General features: G+C 69.4%; 18 protein-coding genes and 1 riboswitch. Of the genes, 3 read left to right on the forward strand and 15 right to left on the reverse strand.

Annotation, left to right across the window (positions count from 1 at the left end):
• Nucleotides 1-458 precede the first annotated feature (458 nt).
• Nucleotides 459-1835 carry a CoA transferase gene (locus MicroSTF_RS13685; RefSeq protein ID WP_322956402.1) on the forward strand — a complete coding sequence of 459 codons (1377 nt, stop codon included), beginning with the start codon at nt 459-461 and terminating at the stop codon, nt 1833-1835.
• On the opposite strand, the gene MicroSTF_RS13690 is transcribed toward MicroSTF_RS13685, so the two are convergent.
• From MicroSTF_RS13690 to MicroSTF_RS13700, 3 genes are read right to left on the reverse strand one after another with little or no spacing between them, the layout of a single operon-like run.
• Nucleotides 1820-2611, reverse strand: a complete 792-nt coding sequence (locus MicroSTF_RS13690; RefSeq protein ID WP_322956404.1) for a DUF4184 family protein — start codon at nt 2609-2611, stop codon at nt 1820-1822. The two genes, MicroSTF_RS13685 and MicroSTF_RS13690, sit on opposite strands and share 16 nt — an antisense overlap.
• A gap of 44 nt (nt 2612-2655) precedes the next feature.
• Entirely contained in the window at nt 2656-3957 is a 1302-nt protein-coding gene (gene tyrS / locus MicroSTF_RS13695; protein WP_029265636.1) for a tyrosine--tRNA ligase, read from the reverse strand.
• 39 nt (nt 3958-3996) lie between these two features.
• The gene (locus tag MicroSTF_RS13700) at nt 3997-4950 is read right to left on the reverse strand and encodes an aldo/keto reductase (protein ID WP_322956406.1); all 954 of its coding nucleotides are present in this window, start codon (nt 4948-4950) and stop codon (nt 3997-3999) included.
• A 53-nt stretch (nt 4951-5003) separates the two neighbouring features.
• Here MicroSTF_RS13700 and MicroSTF_RS13705 point away from each other — a divergent pair, with 53 nt between their 5' ends.
• Complete coding sequence (locus MicroSTF_RS13705; protein WP_021199747.1) at nt 5004-5360, forward strand: MerR family transcriptional regulator; 357 nt, start codon at nt 5004-5006, stop codon at nt 5358-5360.
• An 11-nt stretch (nt 5361-5371) separates the two neighbouring features.
• On the opposite strand, the gene MicroSTF_RS13710 is transcribed toward MicroSTF_RS13705, so the two are convergent.
• Nucleotides 5372-6235 carry a hypothetical protein gene (locus tag MicroSTF_RS13710; RefSeq protein WP_322956409.1) on the reverse strand — a complete coding sequence of 288 codons (864 nt, stop codon included), beginning with the start codon at nt 6233-6235 and terminating at the stop codon, nt 5372-5374.
• Nucleotides 6232-6876, reverse strand: a complete 645-nt coding sequence (locus MicroSTF_RS13715) for a SatD family protein (RefSeq protein WP_322956410.1) — start codon at nt 6874-6876, stop codon at nt 6232-6234. Before MicroSTF_RS13715 ends, MicroSTF_RS13710 begins: the two co-directional genes overlap by 4 nt.
• A gap of 60 nt (nt 6877-6936) precedes the next feature.
• Between MicroSTF_RS13715 and MicroSTF_RS13720 the strand changes: the two genes are divergently transcribed.
• A complete protein-coding gene (locus MicroSTF_RS13720) occupies nt 6937-7533 on the forward strand; it encodes a DUF1349 domain-containing protein (RefSeq protein ID WP_322956413.1) in 597 nt (198 codons plus the stop codon).
• 31 nt (nt 7534-7564) lie between these two features.
• On the opposite strand, the gene argH is transcribed toward MicroSTF_RS13720, so the two are convergent.
• The 10 genes from argH to MicroSTF_RS13770 all read right to left on the reverse strand — a co-directional run bounded on the left by argH (nt 7565) and on the right by MicroSTF_RS13770 (nt 19322).
• The gene (gene argH, locus MicroSTF_RS13725; protein WP_136025182.1) at nt 7565-8995 is read right to left on the reverse strand and encodes an argininosuccinate lyase; all 1431 of its coding nucleotides are present in this window, start codon (nt 8993-8995) and stop codon (nt 7565-7567) included.
• A complete protein-coding gene (argF, locus tag MicroSTF_RS13730; protein WP_021199752.1) occupies nt 8995-9924 on the reverse strand; it encodes an ornithine carbamoyltransferase in 930 nt (309 codons plus the stop codon). Before argF ends, argH begins: the two co-directional genes overlap by 1 nt.
• Complete coding sequence (locus MicroSTF_RS13735) at nt 9921-11126, reverse strand: acetylornithine transaminase (protein WP_136025183.1); 1206 nt, start codon at nt 11124-11126, stop codon at nt 9921-9923. The genes argF and MicroSTF_RS13735 overlap by 4 nt, the downstream gene beginning before the upstream one ends.
• The gene (argB, locus tag MicroSTF_RS13740; RefSeq protein WP_029265642.1) at nt 11123-12040 is read right to left on the reverse strand and encodes an acetylglutamate kinase; all 918 of its coding nucleotides are present in this window, start codon (nt 12038-12040) and stop codon (nt 11123-11125) included. Before argB ends, MicroSTF_RS13735 begins: the two co-directional genes overlap by 4 nt.
• Nucleotides 12037-13194 (reverse strand): bifunctional glutamate N-acetyltransferase/amino-acid acetyltransferase ArgJ, encoded by a 1158-nt coding sequence (gene argJ / locus MicroSTF_RS13745; protein WP_136025184.1) that lies wholly within the window; start codon nt 13192-13194, stop codon nt 12037-12039. Before argJ ends, argB begins: the two co-directional genes overlap by 4 nt.
• Nucleotides 13191-14243, reverse strand: coding sequence for an N-acetyl-gamma-glutamyl-phosphate reductase (gene argC, locus MicroSTF_RS13750; RefSeq protein WP_029265643.1), 1053 nt, complete (start codon nt 14241-14243; stop codon nt 13191-13193). Before argC ends, argJ begins: the two co-directional genes overlap by 4 nt.
• A gap of 240 nt (nt 14244-14483) precedes the next feature.
• A complete protein-coding gene (locus MicroSTF_RS13755; protein WP_322956421.1) occupies nt 14484-16634 on the reverse strand; it encodes a bifunctional hydroxymethylpyrimidine kinase/phosphomethylpyrimidine kinase in 2151 nt (716 codons plus the stop codon).
• The gene (gene thiM / locus MicroSTF_RS13760; protein WP_029265645.1) at nt 16631-17479 is read right to left on the reverse strand and encodes a hydroxyethylthiazole kinase; all 849 of its coding nucleotides are present in this window, start codon (nt 17477-17479) and stop codon (nt 16631-16633) included. Before thiM ends, MicroSTF_RS13755 begins: the two co-directional genes overlap by 4 nt.
• Nucleotides 17470-17564, reverse strand: a riboswitch (TPP riboswitch). Its footprint overlaps the gene before it by 10 nt.
• A gap of 6 nt (nt 17565-17570) precedes the next feature.
• Complete coding sequence (locus tag MicroSTF_RS13765) at nt 17571-18533, reverse strand: NAD-dependent epimerase/dehydratase family protein (RefSeq protein WP_322956423.1); 963 nt, start codon at nt 18531-18533, stop codon at nt 17571-17573.
• Nucleotides 18534-18593: 60 nt separating this feature from the next.
• Nucleotides 18594-19322: a DUF402 domain-containing protein gene (locus tag MicroSTF_RS13770; protein ID WP_292762775.1), complete on the reverse strand. Its 729-nt coding sequence runs from the start codon at nt 19320-19322 to the stop codon at nt 18594-18596.
• Nucleotides 19323-19402: the final 80 nt, after the last annotated feature.

Genomic DNA, 19402 nt, shown 5'->3' on the forward strand with positions numbered 1-19402 from the left:
GCCGAAGCTAGACGAGGATAATTTGGCATTTGACAAGTGCACGCTGTTGAGTTCTCAAGGATCGGATGCTCCCACGACCCAGCCATCACAGCCAGGCCCGAAGGGCAACTTCTCTATCTTACCCACTCTCTCTTGCTTGTCAAATCGGCGCGCCGCGCGGATCGAAGATCCGCAGCGCAGCTGATGACAGCCGCAGAAGAGGTGGAGTCCCTATCCTAGACGCAAGCGCCTGATCTCTCAAGTGAGAGTGGATCGGGAGTGGTTCTCCGCTTGAGGGGGGTGAAGCTCTTGGCTCCTCCGCGTCCCTGTGGGGCGAACAAGTAATAAGTTACGTGGATCTCGGGGTTCTGGCAAATCGGGCCACACCACCCGGGCGTGTCGCTGGTGCTCTCTCCCATGTTTCCGCCGGATCAGGAATGGTTTCCGCCCTCTGTGGGGGTCGGGAGTACGATCGCGCCATGCCTGCATCTGCGGATTTCCGCCCGGTCGTTCCCCCGCACGATGAAGCCTCGGGGAATGGTGACGCGGGCGCCGCGCTGCTCGATCGCGTGCGGCGTGAACTCGGGATCGACCGTGGCTCGACGGTGCTCCCGCCTCCCCCGACTGTCCCGCTTCCCTCCCGACTGGCCACCGGCACGCTGGCGTGGGCGAGCGTCAGCGCGGCGGTTCTCGCGGCTGGCTGTTCCCCAGTCTCGCTGGATCCGGCCCGCGTCGCCATCGCCTACCGGAGCGACCGCGTGCTCACGATCGATGGCGACGCTCCCCCGGTCTGGTCCCCGTACTCCGGGTTCTGGGAGACCACCGACGGATGGGTCCGCACGCACGGGAACTACTCGCATCACGCTGCCGCGCTGCGTGCGGGACTCCACCTGCGAGAAGACGCCGATCCGGCTGCCGTTCGTGTTGCACTCGCGGAGCGGAGGACAGCGACGGCCGTCTCCGACATCACATCCGCCGGCGGTCTGGCTGTTCCTGTCGCCGTCGAGAGGCCCGCCGTCGATCGGGCACTGCGCGAACGACCACGCCTCGAGGTCAGCCGGGTGGATGAGGAATCCGCCTCGCACCCCCGTCGATCGGAGCTCACGGCGACGTCACCCGGTTCCCTCCCCCTGAGCGGCATGCGCGTGCTCGATCTGACGCGCGTCATCGCGGGGCCGGTCTGCACGCGGACCCTCGCTCTTCTCGGCGCCGACGTCTTGCGCATCGATCCCCCGCATCTGCCGGAACCGGCGTGGCAGCATCTCGATACCGGCCACGGCAAACGATCCGCCATACTCGACGCACGCAGTGCCCGACTCCAGGAGTTGCTGGCCGAAGCCGATGCCGTGGTCCTCGGCTACCGACCGGCCGCTCTCGACAGACTCGGGCTGCATCCGGAGCTGCTCGCGCGCCGACACCCTGGGCTCATCGTCGCGCAACTCAGCGCCTGGGGTACGGAGAGTCCGAACCGCGCCGGCTTCGACAGCCTCGTGCAGGCCGAATCCGGCATCTCGCGCATCGAGTCCGCGGAAGGCGGGCGTCCAGGAGCGCTCCCGGCGCAGGCCCTCGATCACAGCGCCGGGTATCTTCTCGCCGCCGCGGTGACCACGCTGCTCAGGCGGCGGTCACGGGAGGGAGGGTCACGGATCGTGCGCACGTCACTGCGTCGCATCGCCGCGGAGCTGCTCGGGATGCCGCGCCGTGGAGACCCCGCAGCCGAGGTCGAGTTCGACGTTCGGCCGCACCTCGCGCGATTCGATGTCGACGGGAGCGCCCTCGTGACGGCGCGACCCGCTCTGCCGGGTTTCGAGTTCCGGGCCCCGCATCCCTGGGGATCGGATCAGCCCGTCTGGTGACGGCCGCGCACCGACAGCGCGACGCAGAGGACGAACGTGATCGCGCCCCACAGCGCACATGCCGGAGGAAGAACCCGGTAGGCGAGGTGCTGGACGGTGAACTCCGCGTCGAGCGGACCGAAGACGACGAGTCCACCCACCCAGGCGGCGAGCAGGATCACGGGAAGCGACACCCACCATGACACACGCAGCCAGGTGGGTACCGACTGCGTGATTGCGCGACGCGGAGCCTGCCGACGCAGCCACAGGAGCGCCCAGACACCGATGATGGCGAGGCCCACCAGGCTCGACCCGTGCTGAAGCCACTTGAAACCGGGGAGCGGACCCCACATCTCATCGAGCCCGGGAATCAGACCGACGCCCCATCGTCCCTCGTGCGTGAAGAGGTCCCACACGATGTGCGAGAGCACCCCGATCGCGAGCGACGCGGCGAGCAGGACCGGATACGCGCGCTTCTGACCGATGCCGACCGCCGCTCGTGCTGCCGAGGCCCCGCGATCGGTCCAGTCCTCGGGCAGCCGCCGCGCCACCCACAGCGGACCGAGTTCGGGAACCGCCGGACGCAAGACGACCCGCCAGATCAGGAACAGTGCGAACGCGAGCAGCGCGGTCCACACGACGTTGCCGAACGTATGCGTGAACGAGTAGTTCAGTCCGACACCCCGCACGAACAGTGGCAGGTCAGGCGCCATCGCGCCGATCGCGATCGCCGCCGGCACCAGCGGCGTGCGGACGAACGGCAGCGCGACCAAAGCGTGACTGGCGGTGAACGGCATCCGACCCTGCTACCCGAAGACCTCTGCTGCCGACAGCCGGGGACTCAGCCGAGGAAGACGCCGGCGAGGGTCTTTTTGCCGCGGCGGAGCACGGAGACTCCTCCGGGAAGGGTGCCCTGGACCGCGGCTGTCTCGTCTTCGACCCGTTCGCCGTCGAGAGTGACGCCACCCTGCGTGATCGCACGCCTGGCTTCGGACAGGCTCGCCACCAGACCGGTCGACACCAAGACCTCGACCACCGGTGCACCGAGAGCGACCGTCGCGTTCGGAAGCTCCTCCAGAGCGGTGCGCAGCGTGCCGGCATCGAGCGCGGTCAGATCACCCTGCCCGAACAGTGCCTCGGACGCGGCGATCACGGCCGCAGTCGCCTCGACACCATGCACCGTCGCGACGACCTCGAGGGCGAGCCGCTTCTGCGCAGCCCGACGGAACGGCTCGGTCGCCACGAGTTCGGCATATTCCTCGATCTCGGCTCTGCCGAGGAAGGTGAACACCTTCAGGCGATCGATCACGTCGGCGTCGGTCGTGCTCAGCCAGAACTGGTACATCCGGTACGGGCTGCACATGTCGGCATCGAGCCAGATGGCATTGCCCTCGCTCTTGCCGAACTTGGTGCCGTCGCTGTTCGTGATGAGCGGCGTGCCGATGGCATGCACCGACGCTCCCTCGGCACGACGGATGAGGTCAGTACCACTGGTGAGATTGCCCCACTGATCCGAGCCGCCGGTCTGCAGCACGCAGTCGTACTGCCGGTACAGCTCGAGGAAGTCCATGCCCTGCAGGATCTGGTAGCTGAACTCGGTGTAGCTGATGCCCTCGTCGGAGTTCAGGCGCGCGGCGACCGCATCCTTCTTGAGCATCGTGCCGACACGGAAGTACTTGCCGATCTCGCGCAGGAAGTCGATCGCGCTCAGCGGGGCCGTCCAGTCGAGGTTGTTCACGATGCGGGCGGCGTTGTCGCCCTCGAAGCTGAGGTAGCGCTCGACCTGCGTGCGCAGGCGACCGACCCAGTCCTCGACCGTCTCCCGCGTGTTCAGCGTGCGCTCGGCCGTGGGGCGCGGATCTCCGATGAGTCCGGTCGAGCCGCCGACGAGGCCGAGGGGCTTGTGGCCGGCGAGCTGGATGCGGCGCAGCGTCAACAGCTGCACGAGGTTGCCCAGGTGCAGGCTGGGAGCCGTCGGATCGAACCCGCAGTAATACGTGATGGGGTCTCCCGCGAGCAGGGCGCGCAGCGCCTCCTGGTCGGTGGACACATGGACCAGACCACGCCACACGAGTTCGTCCCACACGTTCTCGAACGTGGGATCGATCGCCTGGGGTGCGGTCGTCAGAGCGGGAGTTGACACGCGCTCCAGGCTATCAGCGCAGCGCACCGGCGAAACGACTCACACCGGCCCGTCGAGAAGAGTGATCTCGTCCGCAGACAGAGAGATCGACGCGGCATCCATCGCGACGTCGAGCTGATCGACCCTGCTGCCGCCGAGGATCGGGCGGATGCCGCGGGCCAGCTGCCAGGCCAGCACGATCTGCCCCCGTCCGAGCCCTCGCGCCGCCGCGACCTCGCCCAGCACCGCGAGCCGACCTGCGGTTCCGGGATGGTCGTACACCGGGGGCACGGGCTTCGCGGGATTGTCATAGGCCCCCGAGAGCAGGGGCGTGTACGCCCAGATCTCGAGCCCGTTCGCCAGGGCGAAGTCGCGCTGCTCATCGCTCAACACACCGAAAGGATGGGCGACCCCGGGGGGAAGCGTTCCCGGTCGCGTGCGCAGGTACGTGCTGTTCAACTGGAACGCGTCGATGGGAACGCTGCCGATGGAGCTGGCGTGCGCACGGGCGCGCTCGATGCGCCAGGCCGGGTGGTTCGAGGCACCGACGCGGCTCACAGTGCCGTCTGCGGTGAGCGCCGCGAGAGCGTCCACGGTCTCCTCGATCGCGACCGCCCGGTCCTCCTGGTGCAGCCACAGCAGGTCGATCCTGTCGACGCCCAGACGCGCGAGGCTCCCGTCGACAGCAGCGCGGATGGCTCGCGGGGAGAGCCCTGTCCGATGTTCGGGCCAGGACCCGGGCCACAGGGGTTCGGCACCGACCTTCGTCGAGATGCGGACCTGTGCTCGCGCCTGCGGTCGCGCCGCGAGCCAGCGTCCGAGAACCTCCTCGGAGGCTCCCCCCTGCCCCGTGTCGCTCACCCAGAAGCTGTAGCAGTCGGCGGTGTCGATCCAGATGCCGCCGCGCTCGACGAAGCGGTCGAGCAGTGCGAATGAGGTCTCCTCGTCGACGAGCGTGCCGAAGGACATCGCTCCGAGGACGAGCGGGGATGCAGAGGCGTTCCGGTTGGTCATGACCTCACTGTGCAACCTGGAGTGCGCTCCAGGTCAAGTCCTATGCTCGGGTCATGACCACGTACACCCCGGCGGAGGCTGCGGCACGCTCCGGATTCAGCATCGACACGCTCCGGTACTACGAGCGCGAGGGCATCCTGCCCGCCGTGTCCCGCACTGCGGGCGGACATCGGGCGTACACCGACACCGAGCTCGGACTTCTGGAGTTCCTCAAGTGCCTTCGCGAGACGGGCATGCCCGTGGAACGCCTGCGTCGCTACGGCCGGCTCTGCCAACGCGAGGACACCGTCCCCGAGCGGATAGCGCTCCTCGAGGAGCACGCCGCGACGGTCGAGAAGCAACTCGCCGACGTTCTCGCGCAGCAGCGGCGTCTGGCGGAGAAGCTGGACTGGTACCGGTCGAGAGGCTGAGCTGCCTGCCGTCAGCTGTGCGCGGCCCACCACACGAGGAACGCGGCGCCGAGGGCGATCACCCAGCTCACCAGGCTGCCGACGAGGAAGTACTCCGCGCGGGCCCCGGTCTCGCCGTCGCGCGAGATCTCCGGGAATCGGACGATGCCCTTCGCCGCGAGCATCGCGGCCAGGATCGGATAGGCCGCAGCGAGAGTGAGGATCAGGACGAGGATGCGCTCCAGCGGTCCGATCAGTCGTCCGCCCTTGAATCCGCTGCGCGGATCTCGGGGCGCTGCCACCGGGAGCGTCGCCGACATCGCGACAGCATCCTCCGTGGCGTCGTCGGAGACACCATCGACCGTCTCGGAAGCCACCGGGGTCTCGGCGGCCGCGACAGTCCCCCTCGACGCGCTCGCTGTCGGGTCTGCCGGGTCTGCCGGGTCTGCCGGGTCCGCCGGGAGCCAGGTGTGCTCCCCGTCGAGCGCCGCACGCACCACGAGATTCGAAGACTCGAGGAGGAAGACCCCGGCCCCCAGCGCCAGCAGCGCGAGGTCGAAGGGGACCTCACCGAACGGCGATCGGAGGTGCCAGATCGCGCCGATCAGACCGGCGTCAGCACGGGCACCGAGCCCGACGACGGCGCCGACGCTCACGACCGCGAGCAGCACGGCGGGCCAGAACCCCAGCGGGGCGGGGCGTCCGGTGGGCATGCACCACACCCAGAGGGCACCGGCAACGATCGCGAGCACCATGGGAAGGAGCGCGTCGCTGACGCTGCCGAGCAGGAGCAGGATGACAGCGACGGAGAGATACCCGATCCAACGGCGCGGTGCGAACTGACGCACCAGGTCGGCGGCGCCGACCGCCAGCAGGATGAATCCGGCGACGATCATGCGCGCTCGCCTCGGAGCGCGGCGACGCCCTCGATGAGTGCGGCCGTACCCGCTGTGCGCAGCGACTTCGAAACGCTGGGCTGTGTGATCCCCTCTTCGGTCGCGAGCTCCTGCTGCGATCGACCGAGCAGACGACCGTAGGTGAGCCGTCGTTCCCGCTCGCTCATCGCGCCGACCACCTCGTCGCGGACGAGGAGATAGGCGTTCGATGCGGCGATCGTGCTCTCCATGACCTCATCCTGCCCCGGGGCTCCGACAATCCAGGATCTCGTGCGCGGCACGGCGCGACCCTCACGGGCGTGCACGGTCTCGATCGCCGCGCGGGCCGCATACCACCCCGGTCCGTCGGCGAGCTCGCGATGGACCGACTCGACAGGACGCACCTCCCCCACACCGATGCCGAAGCGGAAGGCGATGCCGTCGGGCAATCGCAGCTGGATCATCAGCAGCGACACCATCGCGTCGCTCAGATCGCGGTAGACACCCTGCTGCTCGTCTCCTACGGTGGGCGTGAGCGGCTGCGTCGCCAGCGGGAGGTCGACCTCCACCTCGGCTATGGTGTCGTCGAGGACGCGTTGCGCGGCGGTGCGATCGTCGAGTCGGCGAGACCCCACGATGTCAGCGAGTACCGCGATGACCATGGCATAACCATAACACGAATAATGCTCGACTTATGCGCTTATCGGCTATATCTTGAGAACATGCCTGAATCGCACATGATCCCCTGGTCTCAGGGAACCTGGACCAACGCCCCCGCCTCCACGTCCACCCTCCCCGACGGTTCGGCTCCGCTCGACATCACCGCCGTGGAAGGCAGCGATGCCTGGCGGCACACCGCCTACGGCTTCGTGCACGATAACGAGCACGCTCTCCTCGCCCCGCTCGCGGTGGGCGAGGCCATGGAGGTCGCTTTCCGGGCCCCGTGGCACGGGCAGTTCGACCAGGCGGGCGTATTCGTGCGCATCGACGACGAGCACTGGGTCAAGACCGGCCTGGAATACGCCGATGATCACCTCGGGCTCGGCGCCGTGGTCACCGCGGGAGGCTCCGACTGGTCGGTCGGCCACGTCGACGAATGGTTCGAGAGCGAGATCACGGTGCGTGTCAGCCGCTGGGCGGACTCCGTGATCGTGCGTGCCCGCGCCGACGACGGACCATGGCGACTGGTGCGGGTCGCGCCGTTCGACGGGCAGTCCGCAGCTGCAGCCGGCCCCTTCCTCGCGGCGCCCACCCGGGCCGGACTCACCGTCCGCTTCACCCGCTGGGAGCGGTCGGCGGCCGACGCCGAGCTGCACTAAACCGCCGCGGACCGGCCGCCGACGCCTTCGGCTAGAGGCCGAGGGCGTGGGCGGCGGCCTGCGCGCGCGAGACCAGCTCGGCACGCTGCTCCGCGACCCGCACAGGGGCGGTCCCCCCGGCGCCGGTGCGCGATGCGACCGAACCCTCGATCGTCAGGACTTCGCGCACCTCGGGCACGAGATGCGGCGACACCGACAGCAACAGCTCGTCGGAGGCATCCTCCAGCCCGATCCCCTGCTCCTCGCACGCACGCACGAGCGCACCCGAGATCTCATGGGCATCACGGAAGGGCACCCGGCGCTTCACCAGCCATTCCGCGACATCCGTCGCGAGAGAGAAGCCCTGCGGAGCCAGAGCTGCCATCCGTTCGGTGTCGAAACGCAGCGTCGCGATCATGCCCGCGAAGGCGGGGAGCACCACCTCGAGGGTCTGAACCGAGTCGAACACGGGCTCCTTGTCCTCCTGCAGATCGCGGTTGTACGCGAGCGGAAGGCCCTTGAGCGTGGCCAGCAGACCGGAGAGGTTGCCGATGAGGCGACCCGACTTGCCGCGAGCGAGCTCGGCGATGTCGGGATTCTTCTTCTGCGGCATGATGCTCGAACCCGTGGAGTAGCCATCGTCGAGCGTGACGAAACCGAACTCGCGGGTGTTCCAGAGGATGATCTCCTCGGAGAGGCGCGAGATGTCGACACCGGTCATCGCCGTGATGAACGCGAACTCCGCCACGACGTCGCGGGCCGCGGTGCCGTCGAGGGAGTTCTCGGCCGGGCGGTCCAGACCCAGCTCCGTCGCCACGAGCGTCGGATCGAGACCGAGCGTGGAACCGGCCAGCGCTCCCCCGCCGTACGGTGAGACGCCGGCACGACGCCGCCAGTCCACGAGGCGTTCGAGTTCGCGCACCAGCGGCCAACCGTGGGCCTGCAGGTGATGGGCGAGCAGCACCGGCTGCGCATGCTGCAGGTGCGTGCGTCCGGGCAGGATCGCGGCGGGATGCGCTTCGGCCTGGGCCACCAGCGCGTCGATCACCCGCAGGATGTCACGGGCGATCACCCGCGCATGATCGATCAGGTACATGCGCACGAGGGTGGCGATCTGGTCGTTGCGGCTGCGACCGGCGCGCAGGCGCCCGCCCAGCTCCGGCCCGAGCTCGGCGATCAACGCCTGCTCGAGCGCACCGTGCACGTCCTCGTCGGTCGGCACCGGTCGCAGCGTGCCGTCGGCGACCTTGCGCGCCACGGCATCCAGCCCCTCGTGCATCCGTCGTGCCTCGTCGGGTTCGAGGTATCCGGCAGCTTCGAGCGCCGTGGCATGTGCATGCGAGCCGGCGATGTCGTACGGCGCGAGGATCCAGTCGAAGTGCGTGGAACGGCTCAGCTCGACCAGTTCCGGCGACGGGCCCGTGGCGAAGCGGGCGCCCCAGAGCGCGCCCTCGTTGGTGCCTTCGTGTGTCGGTTCGCTCATCACGCGTCCTTCTTGCCGAGGAGCCAGACCAGGAGGGCCTTCTGCGCGTGCAGACGGTTCTCCGCCTCATCCCAGACCACGCTCTGCGGCCCGTCGATCACGCTGGAGTCGACCTCATAGCCGCGATCGGCAGGGAGGCAGTGGATGAAGATCGCCTCGGGGTCGGCGAGCGTCATCGTCTCGGGGGTGACCTTGTAGCCGCCGAGATCGCGGATACGTGCGAGCTTCTCCTCCTCCTTGCCCATCGAGACCCATGTATCGGTCACCACGACGTCGGCACCGGCGGCAGCCTCGACCGGGTCGGTGTAGAGCGTGATCGAGCCACCGGTCTCGGCAGCGCGGCGATCCGCGGCCTCGATGACATCCGCGCGGGGCGCGTAGTCCTCCGGCGACGCGATGCGCACGTGCATGCCCGCCGTCACACCGGCGAGGGCGTACGAGTGCGCCATGTTGCTCTGTCCGTCGCCGAGGAACGTGAGCGTGAGCCCCTTCAGATCTCCCTTGTGCTCGCGGATCGTCAGCAGATCGGCGAGCAGCTGGCACGGGTGGAAGTCGTCGGAGAGCGCGTTGATGACGGGCACCCTCGTGCCTTCGGCCATCTCTTCGAGCCCGGACTGCGCATAGGTGCGCCACACGATGGCCGCGACCTGGCGCTCGAGGACGCGCGCGGTGTCGGACGGCGTCTCTTTGCCGCCGAGCTGGCTGCTCGCGGTCGAGATGATCAGCGGCGAGCCGCCGAGGTCGGCGATGCCCACCGCGAACGAGACACGGGTGCGCGTGGAGGACTTGTCGAAGATGACCGCGACCGTCTGAGGACCGGCCAGGCTCTTGTCGGCCCAGCGGTCCTTCTTCAGTTCGATGGCGAGGTCGAGGATCTCCGCCTGCTCGGCGGGGGTCAGGTCATCGTCACGCAGCAGGTGGCGGGTCATGCGGATACCTTTCCGGCTACAGAGGCCTGGACGTCGGCGAGAGCGGCCGTGAACAGCTCGCGGAACTCGGCGAGTTCGGCGTCGCCGATGGTGAGAGCGGGCGCGATGCGCACCGTCTCGGGGTTGGCGGCGTTGACGATGAGACCGCGCTCCTGTGCGGCCGCGACGACGGCACCGGCCACCGGAGCGGTGAGCGCGACGCCCACGAGCAGACCACGTCCGCGCACGCCCTCGACCAGTGGGGAGTCGATCCCGAGGATGATCTCGCGCAGCTCCGCGCCGCGACGGGCCGCGTTCTCCACCAGGCCGGCGCTCTCGATCTCGGCGAGCACGGCGTCGGCGACAGCGGTCGCCAGGGGGTTGCCCCCGAACGTCGAGCCGTGCGACCCCGGGGTGAACAGTGCGCTGGCGCTGCCGTAGGTGACCAGCGCGCCGATCGGGAAACCGCCGCCGATCCCCTTCGCGAGCGTGATCGCATCGGGAATGATGCCCTCGTGGCTGAACCCGAACCACTCACCGGTGCGGCCGGCTCCGGTCTGGATCTCGTCGACGATCAGGAGCGCGCCGTGCGCGAGGGTCAGCGAGCGGGCGGCGGCGAGGTAGCCCTCCGGCAGCTCGACCACTCCGGCCTCGCCCTGGATCGGCTCGACGATGATCGCGGCGACGCGGTCGTCCATCGCCGCTTCCAACGCCTCGATCGTGGCGGGGATGTGCTCGACGCCCGCGGGCATCGGCTCGAACGGCGCGCGCATCGATGCCTTCGCGGTGAGAGCGAGCGAGCCCATGGTGCGTCCGTGGAAGCCGTTCTCGAGCGCGAGGATGCGCGGACGCTCGGTGCCCCCGTGCAGCCGGGCGAGCTTGAAAGCGGCCTCGTTGGCCTCGGCGCCCGAGTTCGAGAAGAACACCCGCCCGTCGATACCGGCACCCGCGAGACGCTTGATGCGTGCGGCGAGTGCGAGCTGGGGCGGGGTGGCGAAGTAGTTCGACACGTGCGCGAGTGTGGCCGCCTGCGTCGAGACGGCCTCGACGAAGGCCGGGTGCGCGTGCCCGAGGGAGGTCACCGCGATGCCGGCGAGGAAGTCGAGGTGGCGTCGACCGTCGGCATCCCACAGGTACGAGCCCTCACCGCGGACCAGCAGCGCGAGCCGCTCCCCCGCATTGAGCACGAGATCGCGTGCCGCGTCGTCCTGCCAGACGGTCATCCCGTCACCTCCGACTTTCCCAGGACCACTTCGGTCCCGATTCCCTTGCTGGTGAACAGTTCGACGAGCACCGAATGCGGCACCCGTCCGTCGATGATCGCGGCCGCGTCCACGCCGCCTTCGACCGCGTCGAGGCAGGCGCGCATCTTGGGGATCATCCCCGACTCGAGCTTCGGCAGCATCTCGATGAGGGCCGACGAGGTCAGGTGCGAGACGAGGGAGTCGCGGTTCGGCCAGTCGGCGTAGAGCCCGGGCACATCCGTGAGGATCACGAGTTTGCGCGCATGCAAGGACACGGCGAGAGCCGCGGCGGCGGCATCGGCGTTGACGTTGAGCGACTGGCCGGGATGATCGAGATCAGGCGCGATGCTCGACACCACCGGGATGCGCCCGGCGGCGAGATGGTCGAGCACGGGAGTCGGATCGACTTCGACGACATCGCCGACGCGACCGAGGTCGACCTCTTGGCCGTCGATCACGACACCGCGACGGCGCCCGCCGAAGAGTCCGGCGTCCTCCCCGCTGAGGCCGGTCGCGATCGGGCCGTGCGAGTTGATCTTGGACACCAGCTGCGGATTGACCTGACCGGTGAGCACCATGCGCACGACGCTAATCGCCTCGGTGTTGGTGACCCGGTAGCCGCCCTTGAACTCGCTGGGGATCTCGAGCCGCTGCAGCATGTTCGAGATCTGCGGGCCGCCGCCGTGCACGACGACCGGCAGCACGCCGACGTAACGGAGGTAGGCGATGTCCTGCGCGAAGGCGTCCTGCAGCTCCTCCGACACCATCGCGTTCCCGCCGTACTTGATGACGACGATCTGGTCGCGGAACTTCTTCAGCCACGGCAGCGACTCGATGAGGGTCGTGGCCTTCTGTGCGGCGACTTCGGCCGGGGTGTCCTGGATGTCGGTCATGAGGCGTAGGCGCTGTTCTCGTGCACGTAGTCGTGGGTGAGGTCGTTCGTGAGCACGGTCGCCGTCGACTCGCCCACCTTGAGGTCGATCACGAGGTGCGTGGCGCGCGGCGTGAGGTCGACCTCTTCACGGGGACGGTCGGGGCCGCCCTCCGTGCAGACGCGGACGCCGTTCATCCAGACGTCGACGTCGTAGGGATCGAACTGCGCGTTCGTGGTGCCGATCGCGGCGAGCACACGGCCCCAGTTCGGGTCGTTGCCGAAGATGGCGGCCTTGAAGAGGTTGTTGCGGGCGACCGACCGGCCGACCTCGACGGCGTCCTGCTCGGAGACCGCGTGCTGCACCTCGATCGTGATGTCGTGACTCGCGCCCTCGGCATCGCCCTGCAGCTTGACCGCGAGCTCCTGGCACAGCTCGACCAGCGCGGCGGCGAAGTCGTCGAGGTCAGGCACGACCTCGGAGGCGCCGTTGGCGAGGAGGGTGACCTGATCGTTCGTCGACATGCAGCCGTCGGAGTCGAGCCGGTCGAAGGTCCGCCCTGTCGCACGGCGCAGCACGTCATCGGCCTGGAGCGGCTCGAGGACGGCGTCGGTCGTGATCACGACCAGCATCGTGGCGAGGCCCGGCGCGAGCATTCCTGCTCCCTTCGCCATCCCACCGATCGTCCAGCCGTCGCGGCTGACCACGGCGGTCTTCGCGACGGTGTCGGTGGTCATGATGGCGTGCGCCGCGCTCTCTCCGCCATCAGCGCTGAGCTCGGCGATCGCCTGCTCCGTGCCGGCGAGCACACGCGCACGGAACGTCTCGTCTCCTGTGCCGATGAGACCGGTGGAGCAGATCAGCACGTCCCCGGCGCTGACGCCGAGGAGCTCGGCCGCCTTCTCGGCCGTCTGATGCGTCGTCTGGAATCCGAAAGCGCCGGTGAAGCAGTTCGCCCCGCCGGAGTTGAGCACGACGGCCTCGACCACCCGGTCGGCGACAGCCTGCTGCGACCAGATGATCGGGTTGGCCTTGGCGCGGTTGCTCGTGAAGACGGCGGCGCCGACCTTGCGCGGTCCGCGGTTGACGACGACGGCGACATCGGGCTTGCCGGTGGACTTGAGTCCTGCGGCCACACCGGCCGCCTCGAAACCTGCGGGGGCGGTGACGCTCACGGCGCGACTCCGTTCACTGAGAGGGCGCGGGCCTCAGGAAGCCCCAGCGCGATGTTCATGGATTGGATGGCAGCGCCGGCGGTGCCCTTGACGAGGTTGTCGACCGCGGTGACCACGGTCACCCGGTTCGCGGCGCGATCGATCGCGAGCCCGATCAGCGCGGTGTTGGCGCCGAGCACGTCGGCCGTGCGCGGGAAGCGTCCCTCCGGCAGCAGCTGCACGAAGGTCTCGTCGCCGTAGGCGCTCTGCCAGGCATCGCGGATCTGCGCATCGGTCACGCCGTCGGCGATCCGTGCGGTCGACGTGGCGAGGATTCCGCGCGACATGGGCACCAGCACCGGAGTGAAGGAGATACGGATGCCGTCGGCGTCGATACCCGATGCCGCGGCGAGCGCCTGACGGATCTCCGGTATGTGCCGGTGGGTTCCCCCGACCGCATACGGGTTCGCGGTGCCGAGGATCTCGCTGCCGAGAAGGTTCGTCTTGAGGCTCTTCCCCGCACCGGACGGACCGACCGCCAGCACCGAGACGATGTCCGAGGGGTCGATCACGCCGGCGGCGACGCCCGGCGCGAGGCTGAGACTCACGGTCGAGGCGTTGCAGCCGGGAGCCGCGATGCGCGTCGCGCCGCGGAGGTGCTCGCGCTGCTTGACCCCGTCGATCAGGAGCTCGGGGACGCCGTATGTCCAGGGCTCGTGGAACGCCCCGCCGTAGAACGCCTCCCACGCGGACGCCGACGTGAGCCGATGGTCGGCTCCGGCATCGATCACGAGCGGAGCCGCACCGAGCGCATCGGTGTACTGCCCCGACTGCCCGTGCGGGAGTGCGAGGAACACGATGTCGTGGCCGGAGAGGATCTCGGGCGTCGTGTCCTGCAGGGTGAGGTGTGCCAGAGAGCGCAGATGCGGCTGGTGGTCGACGAGAGGCTGCCCGGCGTTCGAGTGCGCCGTGACGGTGTGGATCTCCATGTCGGGATGATCGGCCAGGAGACGGAGGATCTCGCCGCCTGCGTAGCCGGATGCGCCGGAGACGGCGACGGAATACGTCATGCTTCTACCTTAACGGTCGGGTCCTTCCTCGAAGGGAGGACCGGGGACGGGGCCGGAGGCGGCGACACCGGCTCTCGACCGCTGCGCGTGCGCAGGCAGGAGGGCGGGGTCGCCTACAGTCGGCGGCCGCGGCGTCGGCGCACAGCGATGACGCTCGGAGCGAGCGTCGGAGAAGCGGTGGCGGCCGAAGGCATGTCGCGACAGTAGCGCGGCCCCGGCGGCCACCGCAAATCCACCCCGTCATCTGAGAGGCTGCAGCCCCATCGGCGCGGCGAAGAAGGCGAGCTCGTGTGCGCTCGACACTGCGAACACCCGGCGCATGCGCGCACGGGTCGGGGCATCGGCCTGGGCCGCGGCCTCGGAAGCGTACGTGATCGCCTTCTCCGTCGCCGCCTCGAATGCCGGATCCGCGTACGTCGTGAGCCAGGACGCGAAGGGATGCTGCGGATCCCGCGCGTACTCCCCGAACTCTCCGGCATGCAGGCGTCGGCCGAGGTCGGTGTAGAGCCAGAAGCAGGGAAGGACGGCCGCGGCGATCTCGCCGTAGTCGCCGCCGAACGCGACGGAGCGCAGGTGGTCGAGGTACGCGGTGGTCGCCGGCCCCGGCTCCGCGGCGAACGTCGCCGCGCTCACTCCCTGAGCCGGGGTCAGGTACGACGCGTGCAGCTCGAGTTCACCCACGATCGAGCCGTGCGCGGAATCGGCCCAGAAGGCCTGTTCCTCCGACGTCGGCGCGAGCCGAGCGGCTTCGGCGAGGACACGAGCGTACTCACGCAGATACAGCGCGTCCTGCGCGAGATAGATCAGGAAGGGGCCGCGCTCCAGCGTCCCCTCGGCGAGCGCCCGGATGAACGCGAGTTCGTCGATCCCCGCGCGGATCTCCGCGATGTCCTGCCACCAGTCCTCGGCGATGTCGTCAGCCGCCGGTCGAGTCTGCGCCGCCGCACGCTCCCGGAGCCCGGCGAAGTGGTCGATCGGCCCGTGACCCCGCCCCACGCTCAGCGCGTCCCCTGCGCGCAGGGATTCGCGGAGCCAGGCGCGCGCGGCGCTGACCGCATCGGCCGGCCGCTCCCCGCGCGCGAGGATCGTCGCGAGCGCGGACGACAGCGAACAGCCGGTGCCGTGCGTGTTCCTGGTCGGGATCCGGGTGCCGGCGAACTCCTGGCGCGTCCCGCGATGCGCATCGACCAGCGCATCCGGAGCCGAATCGCCGTCGAGGTGTCCCCCCTTGACCAGGACAGCCGCCCCGACCGCGGCCGACAGCTGCTCCGCCGCGGCGAGCGCGTCCTCCCAGTCGAGGACGTCGCGGCCGGACAGCACTGCGAGCTCGGCGAGGTTCGGGGTCACCAGAGTCGCCCGCGCGAGGAGATCGTGCAGCGCCCGCTCGGCATCCGGATCCAGCAGCCGATCGCCGGAGGTCGCCACCATCACGGGGTCGAGCACGACGACCGGCGGACGAACGCGGTCGAGCCACGCACCCACCACGCGGATGACGTCGGCGTCGGCGAGCATCCCGATCTTCACGGCGTCGATCACGATGTCGTCCGACACCGCATCCAGCTGCGCGCGGAGGAAGTGCGCGGGCGGCACATGCACGGCACGCACTCCCTGCGTGTTCTGCGCCGTCAGCGCAGTGAGGACCGCCATCCCGTATCCGCCGTTCGCGGCGATGGACTTGAGGTCGGCCTGGATGCCCGCGCCCCCGGACGGGTCGCTGCCGGCGATGCTGAGCACCCTCGGCACGGTGCCGGCGAGCCAGCGCCGGCGGAACTCCGCTGCCGTGGCCTCGGGATCGTCGGCGGCGCACAGCACCGAGACGACGGCGAGGCCGGCCGCACCGGCGTCGCGGAGGGGTTCCGTGTCATCGATGCCGACGCCGCCGATCGCCACGCACGGCAGAGAGCTGGCAGCCACGAGATCACGGAAGCCGTCGACGCCGAGAGGAGCGGGGTGATCGGGTTTGGTGGCGGTCGGGCGGATCACACCGACACCCAGATAGTCGACGGTGCCGGCGGGCAGAGCATCGACCGCGTCGAGATGCGCACGAGTGTTCGCGGTGAGGCCGACCAGCGCGTCGGGTCCGAGCGCCTCACGCGCACGCAGCACGGAGGCATCGCCCTGTCCCAGATGCACGCCGTCGACCCGAGCGCCCCGTTCCCGGGCAGCGACCACGGCGTCCAGCCGGTCGTTCACGACGAGCAGCGCCCGCCCGTCGATCACCCGCGACAACGCGATCAGCTGATCGACCGTCTCGGCGTCGGTCGCGTCCTTATCGCGCAATTGGACGATTCGCACCCCACCGTCGACCGCTCGGCGCACCGTCTCGACGACGCCCCTGTCCCCGCAGAGCGCCGCGTCCGTGACGAGGTAGAGCGAGAGATCGGCGTTCACCGGACGCCGCCTTCGACGCGTGCATCGGCTCTGATGTCGTCGGGGCCCACCGCGGCGAGCGCATCCAGCAGGGCGACGGCGAAGCTGCCCGGCCCCGCGGATGTCGCCGCTGCCCGCTCGGCGGCGATCGTGTAGACGAGGCTCGCGGAAGCCACAGCGGTCAGCGCATCGTGATCCGTCGCCTCGGCCGCACCGAGGAAGGCCGCCATCACCGCGCCGAGCGCGCATCCTCCTCCGGTCACACGGGTCAGCAGCTCGTGGCCGTTGGCGAGGCGCAGCATCCGCACCCCGTCGGTGATGAGATCGATCGGCCCCGACACTGCGACCACCGCGCCCGTGGTCCGCGCGAGCGTTGCGGCGGCATCGGCTGCGGAGTCCGTGGTGTCGGTGGCATCCACCCCACGTCCGCCCGTGCTGAGCCCGGCGAGGGCGAGGATCTCGGAGGCGTTGCCGCGGATAGCGGTCGGTCGGTGCTGCGCGAGCCGGTGGGCGAGGGCGGTGCGCACCGGAAGCGCACCGATAGCTACCGGGTCGAGAACCCAAGGCGTACCGTTCGCCGCGGCTCCGGCGACCGCCTCCAGACTCGCCGCCCGCTGCTCGGGCGTGGGAGTCCCCAGGTTGATCAGCACCCCGGAAGCGACCCCGGCGAACATCCCCGCCTCGTCGACGATGTCGACCATCGCGGGTGCGGCCCCCAGTGCCAGCAGCACGTTGGCGGTGAATCCCGTCACGACCGCATTGGTGATGCAGTGCGTCAACGGCGGAGCCTCGCGCAGCACCTCCAGGAGGGTCGCGGCGGAACCGGCGAGGTCGTGGGTGGATTCAGGACGCAGAAGATCGCTCATCGCGACATCCCTTCGCTAGTACGAACTAGATCAGGTTCGACGGGTCTGTTCTCAGCCGCGGATCGCGGCACCCCGTGTCACTGCTCGCAGTCTAGCGATCGCTCAGCAGAGCCCTCTCCTCTGCCCGTGTGAGGCCGGCATGGCGCTCCCGGTCGACGCCTCGTGACCGTTCGTCGGCGACGACGCGCTCGATCGTGTCCGTGAGCGGACGAAGCCGCCCGCCGCTCGCGTGGAATGCGCGATTCGAGCGGGTCATGAAGCCACTCATGTCGGTCGGCAGCCACAGCGGCAGGGACCGCGGCCCCGCCCAGTACTCGACGTCGTGCGCACGGAGCCATCCCTCGTCCGCGACGAACACGGAGCCGGTGTGACCGACCGCGAGGCGCACCGCACCCAGCACATCGGCGAGGGGGTGCTCATCGCCTACGCCGTTGACCGCGCCGCTGCGTGTCGCCGTGACGATGTACGCCGCGAGATCGTCGACATCGATGACCTGCGTGCTCCTTCCCTCGAGCGGCGGCAGCAGCACGGCTTCCGAGCCTGCTCGCGCGAACGCCGCGGCCCAGTACCCGAACCGGTCGCTGGGGTCGCCGTCGCCCACGATGAGCCCAGGGCGCACGATGAAACCGCGCTCCCCCAGGCGCAGGACAGCATCTTCGGCTGCTGCCTTCTGCGCACCGTAGTCGTACTCATCACCCGGGCTCGCAGCCGGATGTCGCGGCGTCGACTCATCTGCTCCGACCGTCTCGTCATCGGAGTACACCGACACGGACGATACGTAGGTCCAGCGCCCCGCCCGATCGCCGAGCGCATCGACCGCCCTCTCGACCTGCACCGCGTGGGACGAGACGTCCACGACGTGATCCCAGTCCCGCCGCGAGAGATCGGCATAGACGTCGGCATCCTCACGATCGCCGCGCACGAGCACGGCACCCTCGGGGGCCGGACGGGAACCGCGGCCGAGACACGTGACCGCGGCGCCTTCGTCGACCCACCTCCGGGCGATGCGCCCGGAGAGCCAGCCCGTACCGCCGAGGATCAGAACATCGGTCATGATTCCATGTCATCAGGTGGCGGATCTCTGCGGAACCTCTTCCGCCCACAGCAGATCGGTTCAGAGCAGATCGGTGGGCGTGCTCAGACGATCCAGGCCCGCGAGCACCGGGACGCTCCACGCGGGATCGGGCTGCCAACGTGTCCACGCGGCGTCGAACGGCCAGCCACCGGACTCGAACGAGGCGATGGCCGCGTCCGCGTGCCGCTCGATCTGCGCCGCCTGCTCGGGGCTGAGACGCCCCTGCTGGATCGCGGCGACGAGCTCGTCCTCGTCTTTGAGGTGGATGCCGCCCTCCGGATCGATCTCGACGTCGAGGATGTGGTCGGACGAGTAGGTGTCGTGATCGGTGCGCAGATGTGCGTTCTCGAGGTTCACGTACCAGCCGGCGAAGGACCAGTCCGGGCCTGTGGTGTCGCTCCAGAACAACCAGACCGACCATGGCAGCCCGGCGGGGGCGATGCACAGCACGCCGTTCCCGCGCCAGGGCTCGACGATGCGCGTCCGCGGCTCGAGCCAGCGACGCGAGAGCGGTACTTCACGCACTCGCTGTCCGCCGAGAGCTCCCGGAGCCTCCTGCAGCGTTCCGGGCGCGAGCCATGCGACGAGTCCCCGTTCGTCGTCGCGCACCACCCGCATCGGAGCGATCCTGGAGGGCTCCCCCGGCTGCCATCCCGGCTTCCGATAGTGCCAGTCGATCTGCATGCCCGACTCGAGGAACGGTCCTTCTCCGAGCGGCCGCGCGTCATCCGGGACGGCGGCCGGAGTGCCCTGGGGGAGGATTCTCATCCCGCCACGGTACTCCGGCGCCGACCGGAATCGTCTGACCGACGACACGGTACGTCCCACGGCGCGGTGCGTCGCGCTCC

Source organism: Microbacterium sp. STF-2 (assembly GCF_034650155.1).
Classification (GTDB): Bacteria; Actinomycetota; Actinomycetes; order Actinomycetales; family Microbacteriaceae; genus Microbacterium; species Microbacterium maritypicum_A.